Annotated in this window: 14 protein-coding genes; 5 read left to right on the top strand and 9 right to left on the bottom strand. The window is 65.4% G+C overall.

Annotation, left to right across the window (positions count from 1 at the left end; translation table 11 throughout):
* Position 1: 1 nt before the first annotated feature.
* Together lgt and AB4Z27_RS24520 are read right to left on the bottom strand one after the other, a co-directional pair.
* Positions 2–820 (bottom strand): prolipoprotein diacylglyceryl transferase, encoded by an 819-nt coding sequence (lgt, locus tag AB4Z27_RS24525; protein ID WP_092290761.1) that lies wholly within the window; start codon positions 818–820, stop codon positions 2–4.
* 47 nt (positions 821–867) lie between these two features.
* Positions 868–1845: a LysR family transcriptional regulator gene (locus AB4Z27_RS24520; protein ID WP_092290763.1), complete on the bottom strand. Its 978-nt coding sequence runs from the start codon at positions 1843–1845 to the stop codon at positions 868–870.
* A 165-nt stretch (positions 1846–2010) separates the two neighbouring features.
* Between AB4Z27_RS24520 and ilvD the strand changes: the two genes are divergently transcribed.
* Positions 2011–3684 (top strand): dihydroxy-acid dehydratase, encoded by a 1674-nt coding sequence (gene ilvD, locus AB4Z27_RS24515; protein ID WP_441645474.1) that lies wholly within the window; start codon positions 2011–2013, stop codon positions 3682–3684.
* Between the two features lie 75 nt (positions 3685–3759).
* Here the strand turns inward: ilvD and AB4Z27_RS24510 are convergent, their stop codons facing one another.
* From AB4Z27_RS24510 to AB4Z27_RS24500, 3 genes are read right to left on the bottom strand one after another with little or no spacing between them, the layout of a single operon-like run.
* Positions 3760–4269, bottom strand: coding sequence for a hypothetical protein (locus AB4Z27_RS24510; RefSeq protein WP_092290767.1), 510 nt, complete (start codon positions 4267–4269; stop codon positions 3760–3762).
* On the bottom strand, positions 4266–4703 hold the full coding sequence (locus tag AB4Z27_RS24505; protein WP_441645473.1) for a DNA polymerase III subunit chi: 438 nt from the start codon (positions 4701–4703) through the stop codon (positions 4266–4268). Before AB4Z27_RS24505 ends, AB4Z27_RS24510 begins: the two co-directional genes overlap by 4 nt.
* Before the next feature lie 21 nt (positions 4704–4724).
* Positions 4725–6254 (bottom strand): leucyl aminopeptidase, encoded by a 1530-nt coding sequence (locus tag AB4Z27_RS24500; protein WP_092290771.1) that lies wholly within the window; start codon positions 6252–6254, stop codon positions 4725–4727.
* 163 nt (positions 6255–6417) lie between these two features.
* On the opposite strand from AB4Z27_RS24500, the gene lptF reads away from it, so the two are divergent.
* From lptF to AB4Z27_RS24485, 3 genes are read left to right on the top strand one after another with little or no spacing between them, the layout of a single operon-like run.
* On the top strand, positions 6418–7539 hold the full coding sequence (gene lptF, locus AB4Z27_RS24495) for an LPS export ABC transporter permease LptF (RefSeq protein ID WP_092290773.1): 1122 nt from the start codon (positions 6418–6420) through the stop codon (positions 7537–7539).
* Positions 7536–8699, top strand: a complete 1164-nt coding sequence (gene lptG, locus AB4Z27_RS24490; RefSeq protein ID WP_092290775.1) for an LPS export ABC transporter permease LptG — start codon at positions 7536–7538, stop codon at positions 8697–8699. Before lptF ends, lptG begins: the two co-directional genes overlap by 4 nt.
* On the top strand, positions 8696–9109 hold the full coding sequence (locus AB4Z27_RS24485; protein WP_441645472.1) for a sirohydrochlorin chelatase: 414 nt from the start codon (positions 8696–8698) through the stop codon (positions 9107–9109). Before lptG ends, AB4Z27_RS24485 begins: the two co-directional genes overlap by 4 nt.
* Positions 9110–9161: 52 nt before the next feature.
* Here AB4Z27_RS24485 and cyoD read toward each other — a convergent pair whose 3' ends face one another.
* Genes cyoD through cyoA form a run of 4 tightly spaced genes read right to left on the bottom strand, consistent with a single transcriptional unit; the run spans position 9162 to position 13160 of the window.
* On the bottom strand, positions 9162–9518 hold the full coding sequence (cyoD, locus tag AB4Z27_RS24480) for a cytochrome o ubiquinol oxidase subunit IV (RefSeq protein WP_441645471.1): 357 nt from the start codon (positions 9516–9518) through the stop codon (positions 9162–9164).
* Positions 9518–10183 carry a cytochrome o ubiquinol oxidase subunit III gene (gene cyoC / locus AB4Z27_RS24475; protein WP_092290781.1) on the bottom strand — a complete coding sequence of 222 codons (666 nt, stop codon included), beginning with the start codon at positions 10181–10183 and terminating at the stop codon, positions 9518–9520. The genes cyoD and cyoC overlap by 1 nt, the downstream gene beginning before the upstream one ends.
* 2 nt (positions 10184–10185) lie before the next feature.
* On the bottom strand, positions 10186–12162 hold the full coding sequence (gene cyoB, locus AB4Z27_RS24470; protein ID WP_092290783.1) for a cytochrome o ubiquinol oxidase subunit I: 1977 nt from the start codon (positions 12160–12162) through the stop codon (positions 10186–10188).
* Positions 12163–12167: 5 nt separating this feature from the next.
* A complete protein-coding gene (cyoA, locus tag AB4Z27_RS24465) occupies positions 12168–13160 on the bottom strand; it encodes a ubiquinol oxidase subunit II (RefSeq protein WP_092290785.1) in 993 nt (330 codons plus the stop codon).
* 102 nt (positions 13161–13262) lie between these two features.
* On the opposite strand from cyoA, the gene AB4Z27_RS24460 reads away from it, so the two are divergent.
* Positions 13263–14663 carry an aminotransferase-like domain-containing protein gene (locus AB4Z27_RS24460; RefSeq protein ID WP_441645470.1) on the top strand — a complete coding sequence of 467 codons (1401 nt, stop codon included), beginning with the start codon at positions 13263–13265 and terminating at the stop codon, positions 14661–14663.
* The last annotated feature ends 374 nt before the right edge of the window (positions 14664–15037 follow it).

Below are 15037 nucleotides of genomic sequence, written 5' to 3'. Positions count from 1 at the left end.
ATCAGCGCGCCGCGCCCGCCGCGGCGCCGTTGCCCTGGCGGCGATAGGCCCAGACCATCATCAGCACGCCGGCCAGCACCATCGGCAGGCTCAGCCACTGGCCCATCGAGAAATTCAGCGCCARCAGGCCGAGGAAGGTGTCCGGCTCGCGCGCAAACTCGGCCAGGAAGCGGAAGCCGCCGTAGCCGATCAGGAACGCGCCGGACACCGCCCCCATCGGGCGCGGCTTGCGCGAGAACAGCCACAGGATGAGGAACAGCGCCACGCCTTCCAGCGCGAACTGGTACAGCTGCGACGGGTGGCGCGGGATGTTGTCGCCAGCCTGCGGGAAGATCATCCCCCACGGCAGGTCGGTCGGACGGCCCCACAGTTCGCCGTTGATGAAGTTGCCGATGCGGCCGGCAGCCAGCCCGCACGGGATCATCGGCGCGATGAAGTCGGTCACTTCCAGCCAGTGCCGGCGCCGCACCTTGCCGAACACCCACATCGCCACGAGCACGCCGAGGAAGCCGCCGTGGAACGCCATGCCGCCCTCCCAGACCTTGAAGATCTCGAGTGGATGCGTGAGGTAGTAGGTCGGCTTGTAGAACAGCACGTAGCCCAGCCGCCCGCCCAGGATCACGCCGAGCACGCCGTAGAACAGCATGTCGTCGAGGTCGCGCGTGGCCCAGCCGCGCGCGGCGATGTGCGGCTGGCGCACGCGCAGGCGGCCGAACCACAGGAACATGATGAAGCCGGCCAGGTACATCAGACCGTACCAGCGGATGGCCARCGGGCCCAGGTGAAGCGCGACCGGGTCGAATTGCGGATGAACGAGCATGGCGGAGGAGAGGTATTTATATAGTGTCTGGGGTGATGCCGTCGGGGTCATGCTGCCTTGATACCATCGTCCTGCGACAGGCCGATGGCGGTGGCCAGCCCGGCCGCGATGTCGATGAACGACCGCAGCACCGGCGCCATCCCCGATTGCCCGGCCGAAGGCCCGGCGGCGCCTTCGCGCCAGACCAGGCCGGTCTCGATCAGCGGGCCGGCATCGCGCAGCGTCAGGTAGGACACGCCCGTACGCCGCAGGTTGCACAGCGATGCGGGCACCAGCGCCACGCCCATGCCAGCTGACACCAGGCTCACGATGGTCTGCATCTGGATGGCCTCCTGGGCAATCGCCGGCGTCAGGCCGTCCCGCGCATAGTAGCCCGTAATGATGTCATAAAACGCCGGCGCGCTACGACGCGGGAAGATGATCAGCGGCTCGTGCGCGGCGTCGCGCAGGGCGATTTCGGTCGGCGCAGGGGCATCGGCGGCGAGGCTGGCGGGCCGCCAGCCATCGGGCACGGCCAGCACCAGCGGCTCGCGCACCAGCGGCAGGTACGAGAGCCCGTGCGGCATCACGGCCAGTTGCGGACGGATGACAAGACCCGCGTCGATCGCGCCCTCGGCCAGCGCCTCCAGCTGGACGTCGCTGGTGGCTTCGCGCAGTTGCAGTTGCACCTCGGGGTGCCGAGCGCGGAAATGCCGCAGCAGCTCGGGCAGGATGCCGTAGTCGGCCGTGCTGACGAAGGCCAGCGCCAGCGAGCCCACCTCGCCCCGCGCCAGCCGCTGGGCCAGCCCGGGCAGCGCGGCGGCATCGGCCAGCACGCGGCGCACCTCGGGCAGCCACTGCTGGCCGGTGGGCGTCAGCATCACGGACCGGCGCGTGCGCGCGAACAGCTGCACGCCGATCTCCTCCTCCAGCGACTGGATCTGCTGCGAGAGCGGCGGCTGGGTCATGGCCAGCCGCCTTGCCGCGCGGCCGAAATGTAGCTCTTCCGCCACTGTCACGAAGTACCGCAGTTGCCGCAGGTCCACGCACGCTCCCGTTCGTCGCTGTGATAGRTTTTTCGACTCAATACAGGTCAAATAATATATTTGACATGATACTACGCAGGCGGCATCCTTCAGGCCACAAACACGGCAGGCCGTGGCATCGACCACGTCCGAGCCCGCCGCAAACTCCCCGGAGAGACCCCCACCATGGCATTCAACAAACGCTCGAAGCACATCACGCAAGGCGTGGCGCGCTCCCCCAATCGTTCGATGTACTACGCGCTCGGCTACCAGAAGGAAGACTTCGACAAGCCGATGGTRGGCATCGCCAATGGCCACTCGACCATCACCCCCTGCAACGCCGGCCTGCAGCGCCTGGCCGATGCGGCCGTGGACGCCATCAAGGCGTCCGACGCCAACCCGCAGATCTTCGGCACGCCGACCATCTCGGACGGCATGTCGATGGGCACCGAGGGCATGAAGTACTCGCTGATCTCGCGCGAAGTGATCGCTGACTGCATCGAGACCGCAGCCCAGGGCCAGTGGATGGACGGCGTGGTCGTGATCGGCGGTTGCGACAAGAACATGCCGGGCGGCATGATCGCGCTGGCGCGCACCAACGTGCCGGGCATCTACGTCTACGGTGGCACCATCAAGCCGGGCAACTGGAAGGGACGCGACCTGACCATCGTGTCGTCGTTCGAAGCCGTGGGCGAGTTCACCGCCGGCCGCATGAGCCAGGAAGACTTCGAGGGCGTGGAAAAGAACGCCTGCCCGTCCACCGGCTCCTGCGGCGGCATGTACACGGCCAACACCATGAGCTCGTCGTTCGAGGCGCTGGGCATGTCCCTGCTGTACTCGTCGACGATGGCCAACCCGGACSAGGAAAAGGTCGACAGCGCCGCGGAATCGGCGCGCGTGCTGGTCGAKGCGATCAAGAAGGACATCAAGCCGCGCGACATCATCACGCGCAAGTCGATCGAGAACGCCGTGACGCTGATCATGGCCACGGGCGGCTCGACCAACGCGGTGCTGCACTACCTGGCCATCGCGCACTCGGCCGAGGTGGAGTGGACCATCGACGACTTCGAGCGCATCCGCCGCCGCGTGCCGGTGATCTGCAACCTGAAGCCGTCGGGCCAGTACGTGGCCACCGACCTGCACCGCGCGGGCGGCATTCCGCAGGTGATGAAGCTGCTGCTGAACGCCGGCCTGCTGCATGGCGACTGCCTGACCATCACCGGCCGCACGCTGGCCGAGGAACTGGAAGGCGTGCCCGACCAGCCGCGCGCGGACCAGGACGTGATCCTGCCGCTCGACAAGGCGCTGTACGCGCAGGGCCACCTGGCCATCCTGAAGGGCAACCTGGCCGAAGAAGGCGCGGTCGCCAAGATCACCGGCCTGAAGAACCCGGTCATCACCGGCCCGGCGCGCGTGTTCGAGGACGAGCAAAGCGCGATGGACGCCATCCTGGCCGACAAGATCAACGCCGGCGACATCCTCGTGCTGCGCTATCTGGGCCCGAAGGGCGGCCCGGGCATGCCGGAAATGCTGGCGCCGACCTCGGCCATCATCGGCAAGGGGCTGGGCGAATCGGTGGGCTTCATCACCGACGGCCGGTTCTCGGGCGGTACCTGGGGCATGGTGGTCGGTCACGTGGCGCCCGAGGCGTTCGTGGGCGGCACCATCGCACTGGTGAAGGAAGGCGATTCGATCACGATCGACGCGCACCAGCTGAAGCTGGAGCTGAACGTATCCGATGAGGAACTGGCCAAGCGCCGCGCCACGTGGCAGCAGCCGGCGCCGCGCTACACGCGTGGCGTGCTGGCGAAGTTCTCGAAACTGGCCTCGACGGCCAGCAAGGGCGCCGTGACGGACTGACCCTGCCTGGGTCCCCGTCTCCCCTCTTCCGCCTGCGGGAGAGGGGAAGACTCTCTGCTTTCCCTGCTTTCTCTGCTACATCCCGCCCGGATCGCGCTCGATCTCCTCGAGCGTCGCATCCAGCCATTCCACCAGCCTCGCCTCCAACGCCTGCGTCAGCTCGCTGGCCAGTTGCGCGGTCAGCGGCGCCAGCCGCGATTGCAGCGTGGCTTCGGTATGGGCTTCCACCACCTGCGGCCACTCGGTGCGGAAACGCATCATCACGCGCGTCAGCAGTTCCGAGCGCACCGCGCGCAGGTCATCCTCACCCGGCAGAAAGGGCACCGGGTCGATCATCGGCGCTTCCGGATCGTCCTCCACCCCACCCTCGGTATCGCCGACTGACGACACCAGCCCTGACTCAGGCATGTTTGCCGTGTCGATGACCGTGCTGGCGGGCGTGTTGATCGACATGGAGGCATGCCCCGGCGGCGGCGCGAAGGCGGTCTCCGGCAGGTCGGGCAGGTCCACGACCTCGGTCAGCAACGGCACGCTGTCGTTCGGGCCCAGCCGCGGAATCACCCGCGAGGTGGTACGTTCACTCATGCGGATTCTCCCTTGGCGGACTGGCCAATGTCGTGGTGCGTGAGCGGATAGCCGCGCTCACGATAGAAGCGGTAACGGTCGCGCCCGGCGGCACGTTCGGCCTCGCCGGCCCCCACGACCTCGATCAGCCGCTCGAAGCTGGCGAACTGCGCCGGCGCCTCGGGCGACAGGTTGACGAGGATCTGGTGGTGCGGCACGCCCTCGAGCGTGGCGGCCAGGATGATCGGCGTCACCGCCGCGTTGGGGCTGTCCAGCCCGCAATGCGGCAGGAAGTCGAGCGGCGAGAACGTCCACAGCCGCGCATCGAGCTGCGTCAGCTGCTGTGCCGTGCCGTWTACCACCACCTTCTGGCCSGCGCCGTACGCCTTGCGAACCAGGCGGCAGACGTAGGCCAGCGTGTCCGGCACGTTGCTGTGGAAGTCGATGCGCGTCATCCCGGCTACCTTTCCGTCGATTTACGACGCGCGATCCATCAGGAACTGCGTCAGCAGCGGTACCGGACGACCGGTGGCGCCCTTGGCCGCCCCGCTCTTCCAGGCCGTGCCGGCGATGTCCAGGTGGGCCCAGTCGTACTTTTCCGTGTAGCGCGCCAGGAAACAGGCCGCCGTGACGCTGCCCGCCGGGCGGCCGCCGATATTGGCCATGTCGGCGAAGTTCGACTTGAGCTGGTCCTGGTAGTCATCGTCCAGCGGCATGCGCCAGGCGGTGTCCATGGCCTTGCGGCCGGCGTCCAGCAGCTGGTCGGCCAGCAGGTCGTTGCGCGCGAAGAGGCCGCTGTTCACGTGGCCGAGCGCGATGATGCAGGCGCCGGTCAGCGTGGCCACGTCCACCACGGCGGCGGGCTTGAAGCGTTCCACGTAGGTCAGCGCATCGCACAGGATCAGGCGGCCTTCGGCGTCCGTGTTCAGGATCTCGATCGTCTGGCCGGACATGCTCGTCACCACGTCGCCCGGCTTGGTGGCGATGCCGCTGGGCATGTTCTCGCAGGTCGGGACCACGGCCACGACGTTGATTTTCAGGCCCATTTCGGCTACGGCCTGGATCGTGCCGAGCACCGAGGCGGCGCCGCACATGTCGTACTTCATCTCATCCATGCCCTCGCCCGGCTTCAGCGAGATGCCGCCGGTATCGAAGGTGATGCCCTTGCCCACCAGCACCACCGGGGCCTGCTTGGCGGCGGCGCCGTCGTAGCGCAGCACGATGAACTGCGGCGGCTCGACGCTGCCCTTGGTCACGGCCAGGAAGGCGCCCATGTTCAGGGCCTCGATCTGCTTGCGGCCCAGGATCTCGGCCTTGAGCTTGTGGCGCTTGGCCATGGCCCGGGCGGTATTGGCCAGGTAGGTCGGGGTGCAGATGTTGGACGGCAGGTTGCCGAGGTCGCGGGTCAGCTCCATGCCGTTGGCGATGGCGGTACCGCGCACCACGGCCTGGGTGGCCTGCTTGGCGTCGGCGGCATCCACGGCCAGCACGATCTTGCGCAGCGACGACTTGTCCGTGCCCACGCCCTTGGGCGGGCGCTTGAGTTCCGGATGGCGCTCCAGCAGGCGGTAGCCGGCGTCACGCACCAGGGTGATGGTGGTGATCACGGCCCAGGCCACGTCGCGCTGGGCCGGCGGCTGCTGGGCCAGGCACCAGAGGGCGGATGCGGCCCGCGTGCCGGACAGCGCACGCACGGCGGTGCGCACGGCCTCCACGAAAGCCTTGTCCGAGAACTCGGCTTCCTTGCCCAGGCCCACCAGCAGTACGCGGGCGGCGCCAATCCCGGCCACTTCGTGCAGCATCAGCTGGGTGCCGCGCTTGCCCTCGAAGTCGCCCTGCTTCACCAGACGCGCCACCAGCCCCTTGGTGGCGACATCCAGTGCCTTGGCCACACCAGCCAGGCTCTGGCCCTCGAACAGGCCAACCACCAGGCAGTCGGTCTTCGTGGCCAGGAAACCATTTTGGCCGGCTTTGCTCCAATCCAGGGCTTTTGTGCTAAATTCCATCGCGCTTCCTTCAGGGGCTCGTCGAAAAGAAAGGCCCCATTATCCGCGATTTTCATCCGCGATCTGCCGCCGCCGATCCGCCACGCTGACAGCCCGCGGTCCTGCCAGTCCCTCGGCCCCCGGTACATCGCCCGCTCCGGCCGGCAGCCGGAAGCGATTCCGCATGATCTTTCAACAAGCCCTGCGACGCGAGCTCGCCTACACCGCCGGCGCGGTGTTCCTGGTGATGCTGACTTTCATGCTCACGTCGCTCGTGATCCGCATCCTGGGGATGGCCGCCAATGGCAAGGCCAGCCCCAACGACGTGCTGATGCTGATCGGCCTGGCCACCATCGGCTATTTGTCGATCCTGCTGTCGGCCACGCTGTTCATCTCCACGCTGATCGTCCTGACCCGCTGGTACAAGGACTCCGAGATGGTGGTGTGGTTCTCGGCCGGCATCTCCCTGCGCGACCTGATCAAGCCGGTGCTCCAGTTCGCCGCGCCGTTCTTCGTCATGGCGTTGCTGCTGGGCATGTTCGCGTGGCCGTGGGCCAACCAGCAGAGCAGCCTGTTCCGCGACCGCTTCCAGCAGCGCGGCGTGCTGTCGATGATCGCCTCGGGCCGCTTCATCGAGCCGGCCAACGGCAATTACGTGCTGTTCATCGAGGGCATCGACGCGGACATGAAGTACGCGCGCAACGTCTTCGTGGCCAATGCCGAGGCGGGCAAGATCGGCGTGGCGTTGTCCCACCAGGGCCAGTTCCAGACCATGCCGAACGGCGACCGCCTGGTGGTGATGGAACACGGCCGGCGCTACGCCGGCACGCCGGGCCAGCTCGACTACCGCATCCTGGAATTCGACCGCTATGCCGTCAAGGTGGACAACAAGCCACCCGAGAGCGAGAGCGACATCCCGCCCAAGTCCCGCGACACGATCGACCTGATCCGCAATCCCACCCGTGAGAACCTGGGCGAACTGCTCTGGCGTGTCTCGCTGCCGATCCTCGCCTTCAATTTCGTGATGATCGCCATTCCGCTCGCGTACGTGAACCCGCGCCTGGGCCGCTATACGCCGCTCGTCTTCGCCGTGCTGATCTACCTGACCTACAGCAACATGATCAACCTGGCGCAGGCCTGGGTGCGCTCCGGGACGCTTTCCTTCTGGATGGCGCTCTGGCCGATCCACGTGCTGGCCTTCCTGGGCGCCGTGGGCATGTTCCGATACCGGCAGAACCGCAGCCTGGGCGGCTGGCGCGCCGTGTTCGGCATGCGCCGCAAGGCGCCCAAGGGGAGCCAGGCATGAGGATCCTCCAGGTCTACGAGCGGTATTTCGGCCGCCTGATCTATGGCGTGTTCGCGTTCATCCTGTTCGCGGTGCTGTCGCTGTTCGTCTTCTTCGACTTGCTCAATGAGCTGGAGAGCGTGCAAGGCGGCTACACCTCGCTGGTGGCGTTCTTCCACGTCATGCTGGAAGCGCCCACCCGGGTGTACGAGGTGCTGCCGATCGCGGTGCTGATCAGCGCGATCTACGTCTTCTCGCAACTGGCCAGCCAGTCGGAATACACGATCTTCCGCGTGGCCGGCCTGAACACGCGGCAGGCGTTGTTCTCGCTGTTCAAGCTGGCCGTGCCGCTGGCCGTCGTCACCTTCATCTTCGGCGAATTCATCGGCCCCGCGGCTGAGCAATACGCCCAGAAGGTGAAACTGGAGGCGATTGGCGCCACGGTGTCGGCGGGCTTCCGCTCCGGGGTCTGGGTCAAGGATCGCGACAAGGACACCACGCCCGAGGGCGCCGGCGGCGAGGTCACCCGCTTCGTCAATGTGCAGGGGCTGAAGCCGGACCAGACCATCAACGGCATCACCATCTACGAATTCGACCAGCAATACCGCCTGCGCGTGATCCGCGTGGCCAAGGAAGGCCGCTACCAGGGCGGTCAGGCGTGGCAGCTCAATGACGTCAACGAAACCCGTTTCATCGAGCTGCCCCACCCCGACGGCGCCAAGGGCGACGCCCTGGCGCCGGACTTCCGCGCCGAGCAGGCCAAGTTCCCGAACATGGTGATGCACTCGGAGCTGACGCCGCAGATCCTGTCGGTGCTGCTGGTCACCCCGGAGCGGATGTCCACGCTCGACCTGTTCCGCTACATCCGCCACCTGCGCGACAACAAGCAGGACACGCAGCGCTATGAAATCGCCTTCTGGAAGAAGGTGGTCTATCCGCTGACGCTGTTCGTGATGGTGGCTCTGGCGCTGCCGTTCGCGTACCTGCACGCGCGCGCCGGCGCGGTGGGCGTGAAGGTGTTCGGCGGCATCATGCTGGGGCTGTCGTTCCACTTGTCGAACACRCTGTTCTCGCACGTCGGCCTGCTGCACACCTGGCCGCCGATCGTCTCGGCGCTCGTCCCCGGCACGCTCTACCTGGCCCTGGCGCTGAGCGCCCTGCGCTGGGTGGACCGGCATTGACGGCCGTGGCCACCACCGGCCTGGTCCTCTTCGCCCACGGCGCGCGCGACGCGCGCTGGCGCGAGCCCTTCGACCGGCTGCAGGCCAAGCTGTCTGCCCTGCTGCCGGACAYCGCCGTGCGGCTGGCATTCCTCGAACTGATGGAACCGTCGCTGCCCGTGGCGCTGGCCGAACTGGCCGGCGTTGGCGTGGCGGAAGTCACTGTCGTACCGGTGTTCTTCGGCCAGGGCGGCCACATCCGCCGCGACCTGCCGGCGCTGATCGACCAATGCCGGGCGCAATTTCCGGCGATGCGGATTGGCTGCGCCACGGCGGTGGGCGAGGCCGAAAGCGTGCTGGACGCGATTGCGGCGTACTGCGTGGGGGCGGTGGCAACAACACCATCGCGGCAATCGCCGATAGGGGAATGATCTGAAGACACGTCCATCAGCCTCACCGATGGACGTGCCAATTGCCTGCAATCTATCGGCTGCTGCCAACAGGCACCGACTGCATCGGCATCATGTTCAGGTTGGCGTTGTGCATGACCCACAACGACCCCGATACGACAATGGCGATCAGGAACACGGTACACGCAAAGATGGCCGTGTTGCCCCGCTGGCCCTTGCGCGGGCCCAGGTGCAGGAAGAACACCAGCTGCACCAGCAACTGGACGATACACAGCGTCACGATCATCAGCAGCCCCGCGCGCGGCGGCAACAGCTCGCCCATCACCGCACCGAACGAGATGAACGTCAGCACCAGCGAGAGCACGTAGCCGGTCAGGTGGCTGCGCAGGCTGCCATGGTCATCCTCATGCGCATGTCGTYGGTTGGCCATCACAGGAACTCCCGCAAGTAGACGATGGTGAAAACGCCGATCCAGACCAGGTCCAGGAAGTGCCAGAACAGGCTCAGGCAGGCCAGGCGACGACGCACGATGTCATCGAGACCGAACACCTGCACCTGGTTGACCATCACGATGATCCAGAGCAGCCCGGCGCTGACGTGCAGGCCGTGCGTACCCACGAGCATGAAGAACGCCGACAGATAGGCGCTGCGGTTCGGGCCTGCGCCCTCGTGCAGCAGTTCGTGAAACTCGAAGATCTCCATGCAGACGAAGGCGGCACCGAGCGCGAACGTCAGCACCATCCAGCGGATGACTTCGTTGGGGTTGCCCTTGCCGTTCCGTACCTTCTGCATCGCCACGCCGAAGGTGAGGCTGCTGGTCAGCAGCAGCACCGTTTCGCCGAGCACGAAGCGCAGATCGAACAGTTCGCGTCCGGTCGGGCCGCCGGCCGTGCCGTTGACGAGCACGCCAAATGTCGCGAACAGCGAGGCGAAGATCAGGCAGTCGCTCATCAGGTACAGCCAGAAGCCAAGCGTTAGGCTGCCTTGCGCCTGTTCGGCGTGATGCGCGTGATCGTCATCGTGCGCATGCGCGGCGTGGGTCTCGTGGTGCGGTGCCTGCGCGGCGTCTGCGCGCAGTTTCAAGGTCGTCGTCATGATCAGTTGGCCCCCTTCAGTTGCGCAAAGCGGGCGCGCTCGATGCGCTCCACTTCGGCGGCCGGGACGTAGTAGTCCACATCGCGGTCATAGGCGCGGGCGATGAACGTGCAGATCATCGCGGCCAGGCCAAAGCCCGCCATCCACCAGATGTGCCAGACCAGGCCAAAGCAGAGCACCAGCCCGAACACCGAGACGATGAAGCCCGCTGACGTGTTGCGCGGCATGTGGATGTCTTCGTACGCGGCAGGCGCCACGTAGGCGCGGCCCGCTTCCTTGTCATCCCAATGCTGTTCCAGCGACGTGATGTGCGGGACGTGCGCGAAGTTGTAGAACGGCGCTGGCGAGGCAGTAGCCCACTCCAGGCTCCGGCCGTCCCATGGATCGCCGGACAGGTCGCGGTTCTTGTTCCGGTCGCGCACGCTGACGAACAGCTGCCACAGGATCGCCAGGATGCCGCAGCCGATGACCACCGCCCCCACCAGGGCAACGATCAGGTAGGGCTGCCAATCGGGATTCTCATAGTGGTTCATGCGGCGCGTCATGCCTTGCAGGCCCAGCGCGTACAGCGGCATGAACGCCAGGTAGAAGCCAATCAGCCAGCACCAGAACGCGACCTTGCCCCAGAACTCGTTCAGCGTGAAGCCGAACACTTTCGGGAACCAGAACGTCATGGCCGCCAGGCAGCCAAACACCACGCCGCCGATGATCACGTTGTGGAAGTGGGCAATCAGGAACAGGCTGTTGTGCAGCACGAAGTCCGCGCCCGGCACGGCCAGCAGCACGCCGGTCATGCCGCCCACGGCAAACGTCACCATGAAGCCAATCGTCCATAGCGTCGACGAATGGAAGCGGATGCGTCCGCGGTACATCGTGAACAGCCAGTTGAACAGCTTCACGCCGGTCGGAATCGAGATGATCGACGTCATGATGCCGAAGAAGGCATTGACGCTGGCGCCCGAGCCCATGGTGAAGAAGTGGTGCAGCCAGACGAAGAACGACAGGACACCGATGGACGATGTGGCGTACACCATCGACGTGTAGCCGAACAGCGGCTTGCGCGAGAACGTGGCGATGATCTCCGAGAACGCGCCAAAGCAMGGCAGGATCAGCACGTAGACCTCGGGGTGGCCCCAGATCCAGATCAGGTTCACGTACATCATCGCGTTGCCGCCAAGCTCGCTGGTAAAGAAGTGCATGTCCAGGTAGCGGTCGGCGGCCAGCAGCGCCAGCGTGGCGGTCAGCACCGGGAAGATGGCGACAATCAGGATGTTGGTGATCAGCGCGGTCCACGTGAACACCGGCATCTTCATCAGGTTCAGGCCCGGTGCGCGCATGCGCAGGATCGTGACGATGAAGTTGATGCCGGTCAGCGTGGTGCCCAGCCCCGATATCTGCAGTGACCAGATGTAGTAGTCGACGCCTACCGTGGGGCTGTAGCCGAGCCCGCTCAAGGGCGGATAAGCGACCCACCCGGTGGCCGCGAAATCGCCGACGAACATCGACATCATGACCAGCACCGCGCCCATCGCCGACATCCAGAAACTCAGCGAGTTGACGAACGGGAACGCCACGTCGCGCGCGCCGAGTTGCAGCGGCACGATCACGTTCATCAAGCCGAGGATGAACGGCGTCGCCACGAAGAAGATCATGATCACGCCATGCGCGGTAAAGATCTGGTCGTAGTGATGCGGAGGCAGGTAGCCGGTTGCCTCGCCCACGGCGATGGCCTGCTGGGTGCGCATCATGATGGCATCCGCAAAGCCGCGCAGCAGCATGACCAGCGCCAGGATGATGTACATCACGCCGATGCGCTTGTGGTCGACGGAGCAGATCCACTCTTTCCAGAGGTAGGACCATTTGTTGTAGTACGTGATGGCGCCCAACAGCGCGGCGCCGCCCAGCAGCACCATCACCAGCGTGCCCATGATGATGGGCTCGTGCAGGGGGATGGCGTCGAGAGAGAGTTTTCCAAGCATGATGATTAGCGCTCCAGGGTCTGCTGCTGCGCCGGGAGCGGCGGCATGTTGGCGCCGGCAATGGCGCTGATGGTCACCGGGCTGTCAGCGCGGCAGATGTCGCCATTGCTGGCCATGTACTGGTCCACCACGCCCTGGAACAGGCGCGGATCGACCTTGGCGTAGAGCGTGACGGGGTCCTTGCTGCTGGGTTGCTCCAGCTTGCGGTAGGTCTGTTCGTCAAGCATGTGGCCCGATGCCCGGGCGCGCTCGATCCACGCATCAAACTCGGCCCGCGACGTGGCGACGGTGCGGAAATGCATGTCCGAGAAACCGGCGCCGCTATACGCCGCGGACCGGCCATCGAACACGCCAGGCTTGTCGGCAATCAGATGCAGCTTCGTCTGCATGCCGGCCATGGCGTAGACCATGCTGCCCAGGCGCGGGATGAACAGCGCGTTCATGGTCGATTCGGCCGTGATGCGGAAGTTGATCGGCGTCCCCACTGGCACGGGTAGCTCGTTCAGCGACGCCACGCCGTATTGCGGATAGATGAACAGCCACTTCCAGTCGAGCGCCACCACGTCCACTTCCAGCGGCGCCACCTTCGATTCGATCGGGCGGAACGGGTCGAGCTTGTGCGTGGTGTCCCAGATGATGATGCCGAGCAGCGCCACGATCACGCACGGAATCCCCCACACCACCACTTCAATGCGGGTCGAATGCGACCAGCGCGGCGCGTACTCGGCCTTGGTATTGCCTTCGCGGTACCGCCACGCAAACACCAGCGTAAGGATGATCACGGGGATCACCACCATCAGCATCAACGCCGTGGCCAGCACGATCAGGTCCCGCGTTTGCACGCCGATGGACCCGCTGGGGTCAAGCAGATCCCACGAACAACCGGCCAGGCTTAGCGGTAGCGCGGCGAGGGTCAGCCAACGCCAGAGAACAGGAGAAAGGAAACGGGGAGACTTTCGCCGACGGACGCCCCGCGTATCGGCCACACGCACATGCATAACAACCACCTTCGCAAGAAAAACGGGTTATCCGGTTTTGTATGGATTTACCCGAACCGCGAGGCATGCTAATGTAAGACAACGCCCATACAARAGATTTCGATGCCGAATCAACACTCGAACGAGGCACCCGCCCGGCCCGACTGGGCCCGGCCACTTCGAGAAGGAAGCGGATCGCGATACCTTCAGATCGCCGACCTGATCGAGACGGCGATGCAAGGCGGGAGTCTTACCCCGGGCGACCGCCTGCCCTCGCAGCGACAGCTCGCGTCCCTGTTCGGCGTCGACCTGACGACCGTGACCCGTGGCCTGAACGAGGCGGCCCGACGCGGTCTTACCGTCGCCCGTGGCTCTCAAGGGACGTTCATTGCGCTACCGGCTTACGAGTTGTCCCAGGCCGTGGATCTCAGCATGAACGTGCCACCTCCGGCGCCCGGCATCGATGTCGGCGAGATGCTGCGACGGGGAATTGGGCAACTCACCCTGCGCGCGGATCCGGCACTGTTGATGACCTACCACCTGGGTGGCGGCACGACAACCGACCGGTCTGCCGGCGCGCGTTGGCTAGCGCCGATGCTGGGCTCGGTCGCCGAGGACGACGTCGTGGCATGCCCCGGTGCGCAGACGGCGTTGGCAGCCCTGATCATGGCTGGCACGGAACAAGGCGGCGCGATTGCCGCCGAGCCCTTGATTTATCCCGGGGTCCGGGCCGCCGCATCGCAACTCGGCAGGCGCATCGTCACGATTGCGGTCGATGGCGACGGCATGCGCCCAGACAGCCTGGAAGCGGCATGTCAGACGGAAGGGGTCCGGCTGGTCTACCTCAATCCAACGCTACAGAACCCGACGACGCATACGATGCCCGAGGCACGACGCCGAGACATCGCCCGTGTCGCGGAGCGGCAGGGCATCCTGATTATCGAAGACGACCCCTACTGGCTGCTCACACCTGATGCGCCCCCACCTATCGCTACCCTGGCGCCGCAGCAGACCGCCTATGTCTCGACGCTCTCGAAGTGTCTGAGCCCGGGGCTGCGGACCGCGTATGTGGTCGTGAAGGATCCGACCGTTCAGAACGCGATGCTGACYGCGCTCCGGGCCATCACGCTGATGGCGTCGCCGCTGGCGACGGCGCTCGCCACGCAGTGGATCCTCGATGGTGCCGCGAAGACGCTCCTTGACGGCATTCGGACGGAGGCTGACGCGCGGCAGCAAATCGCCAGACAATGGCTGGCGGGCTTCGATGCCAACCCTGCCTTGGGCATTCATATCTGGCATCCACTGCCGAGCTACTGGACATCGGCAGACTTCACCCGGACCGCGCGTTCCGAAGATCTTCGCGTGACCGGCGCCGACGCTTTTGCGGACGGCACGTCCGTGCCAGGTGCCATCCGGATTTCACTCGGTGGGGTCGCCGAACGCGGGCAGTTGTCGCTTGCGCTCAAGAAGCTGTCAGGGCTTCTCGCGCGAAGGCCGGYGCGCGACACRTTTCAGGTCATTTGAGACGTCGGCTCAGTCCGCTCAAACCGTTCCAGCCTCCGATCGTGAGTCCGCCTGGCTCAGCGCCTGACGGACAAACCAGTTCGATGGCTGAGCCTACCACAATCCATGCAACTACATCGTTTGTATGCATTCAAGCCAATGATAATCCGTATMTTCTGCGTCGATGTACGGATTTGCAAACCGGATTCGTGATCGGCGATGAACCAAAAAAAGCCCCGGTGCACATGAACTGCACCCCAAAAGTTGGACACCAACTTTTGGGGTGTTTTCATGTATCGGTACTCGGAGCAGTTCAGGCTGACAGTTATCCAGAGCTACCTGGACGGTCAGGCAGGCTATGGTGAGATCGCCAAACGCCATGAAATAGACAGCGG

This window comes from Cupriavidus sp. KB_39, from assembly GCF_052114485.1.
In the GTDB taxonomy this organism is placed as follows: Bacteria; Pseudomonadota; Gammaproteobacteria; order Burkholderiales; family Burkholderiaceae; genus Cupriavidus.
Note: the sequence above shows the minus strand (reverse complement) of the source record. Positions and strands in the feature narration are given on the sequence as shown.

Coding starts and splice junctions, on each gene's coding strand:
- AB4Z27_RS24510 (WP_092290767.1), bottom strand. CDS start 4,269: ATGAGTGAACGTACCACCTCGCGGGTGATTCCGCGGCTGGGCCCGAAC.
- AB4Z27_RS24500 (WP_092290771.1), bottom strand. CDS start 6,254: ATGGAATTTAGCACAAAAGCCCTGGATTGGAGCAAAGCCGGCCAAAAT.
- lptF (WP_092290773.1), top strand. CDS start 6,418: ATGATCTTTCAACAAGCCCTGCGACGCGAGCTCGCCTACACCGCCGGC.
- cyoC (WP_092290781.1), bottom strand. CDS start 10,183: ATGACGACGACCTTGAAACTGCGCGCAGACGCCGCGCAGGCACCGCAC.
- cyoA (WP_092290785.1), bottom strand. CDS start 13,160: ATGCATGTGCGTGTGGCCGATACGCGGGGCGTCCGTCGGCGAAAGTCT.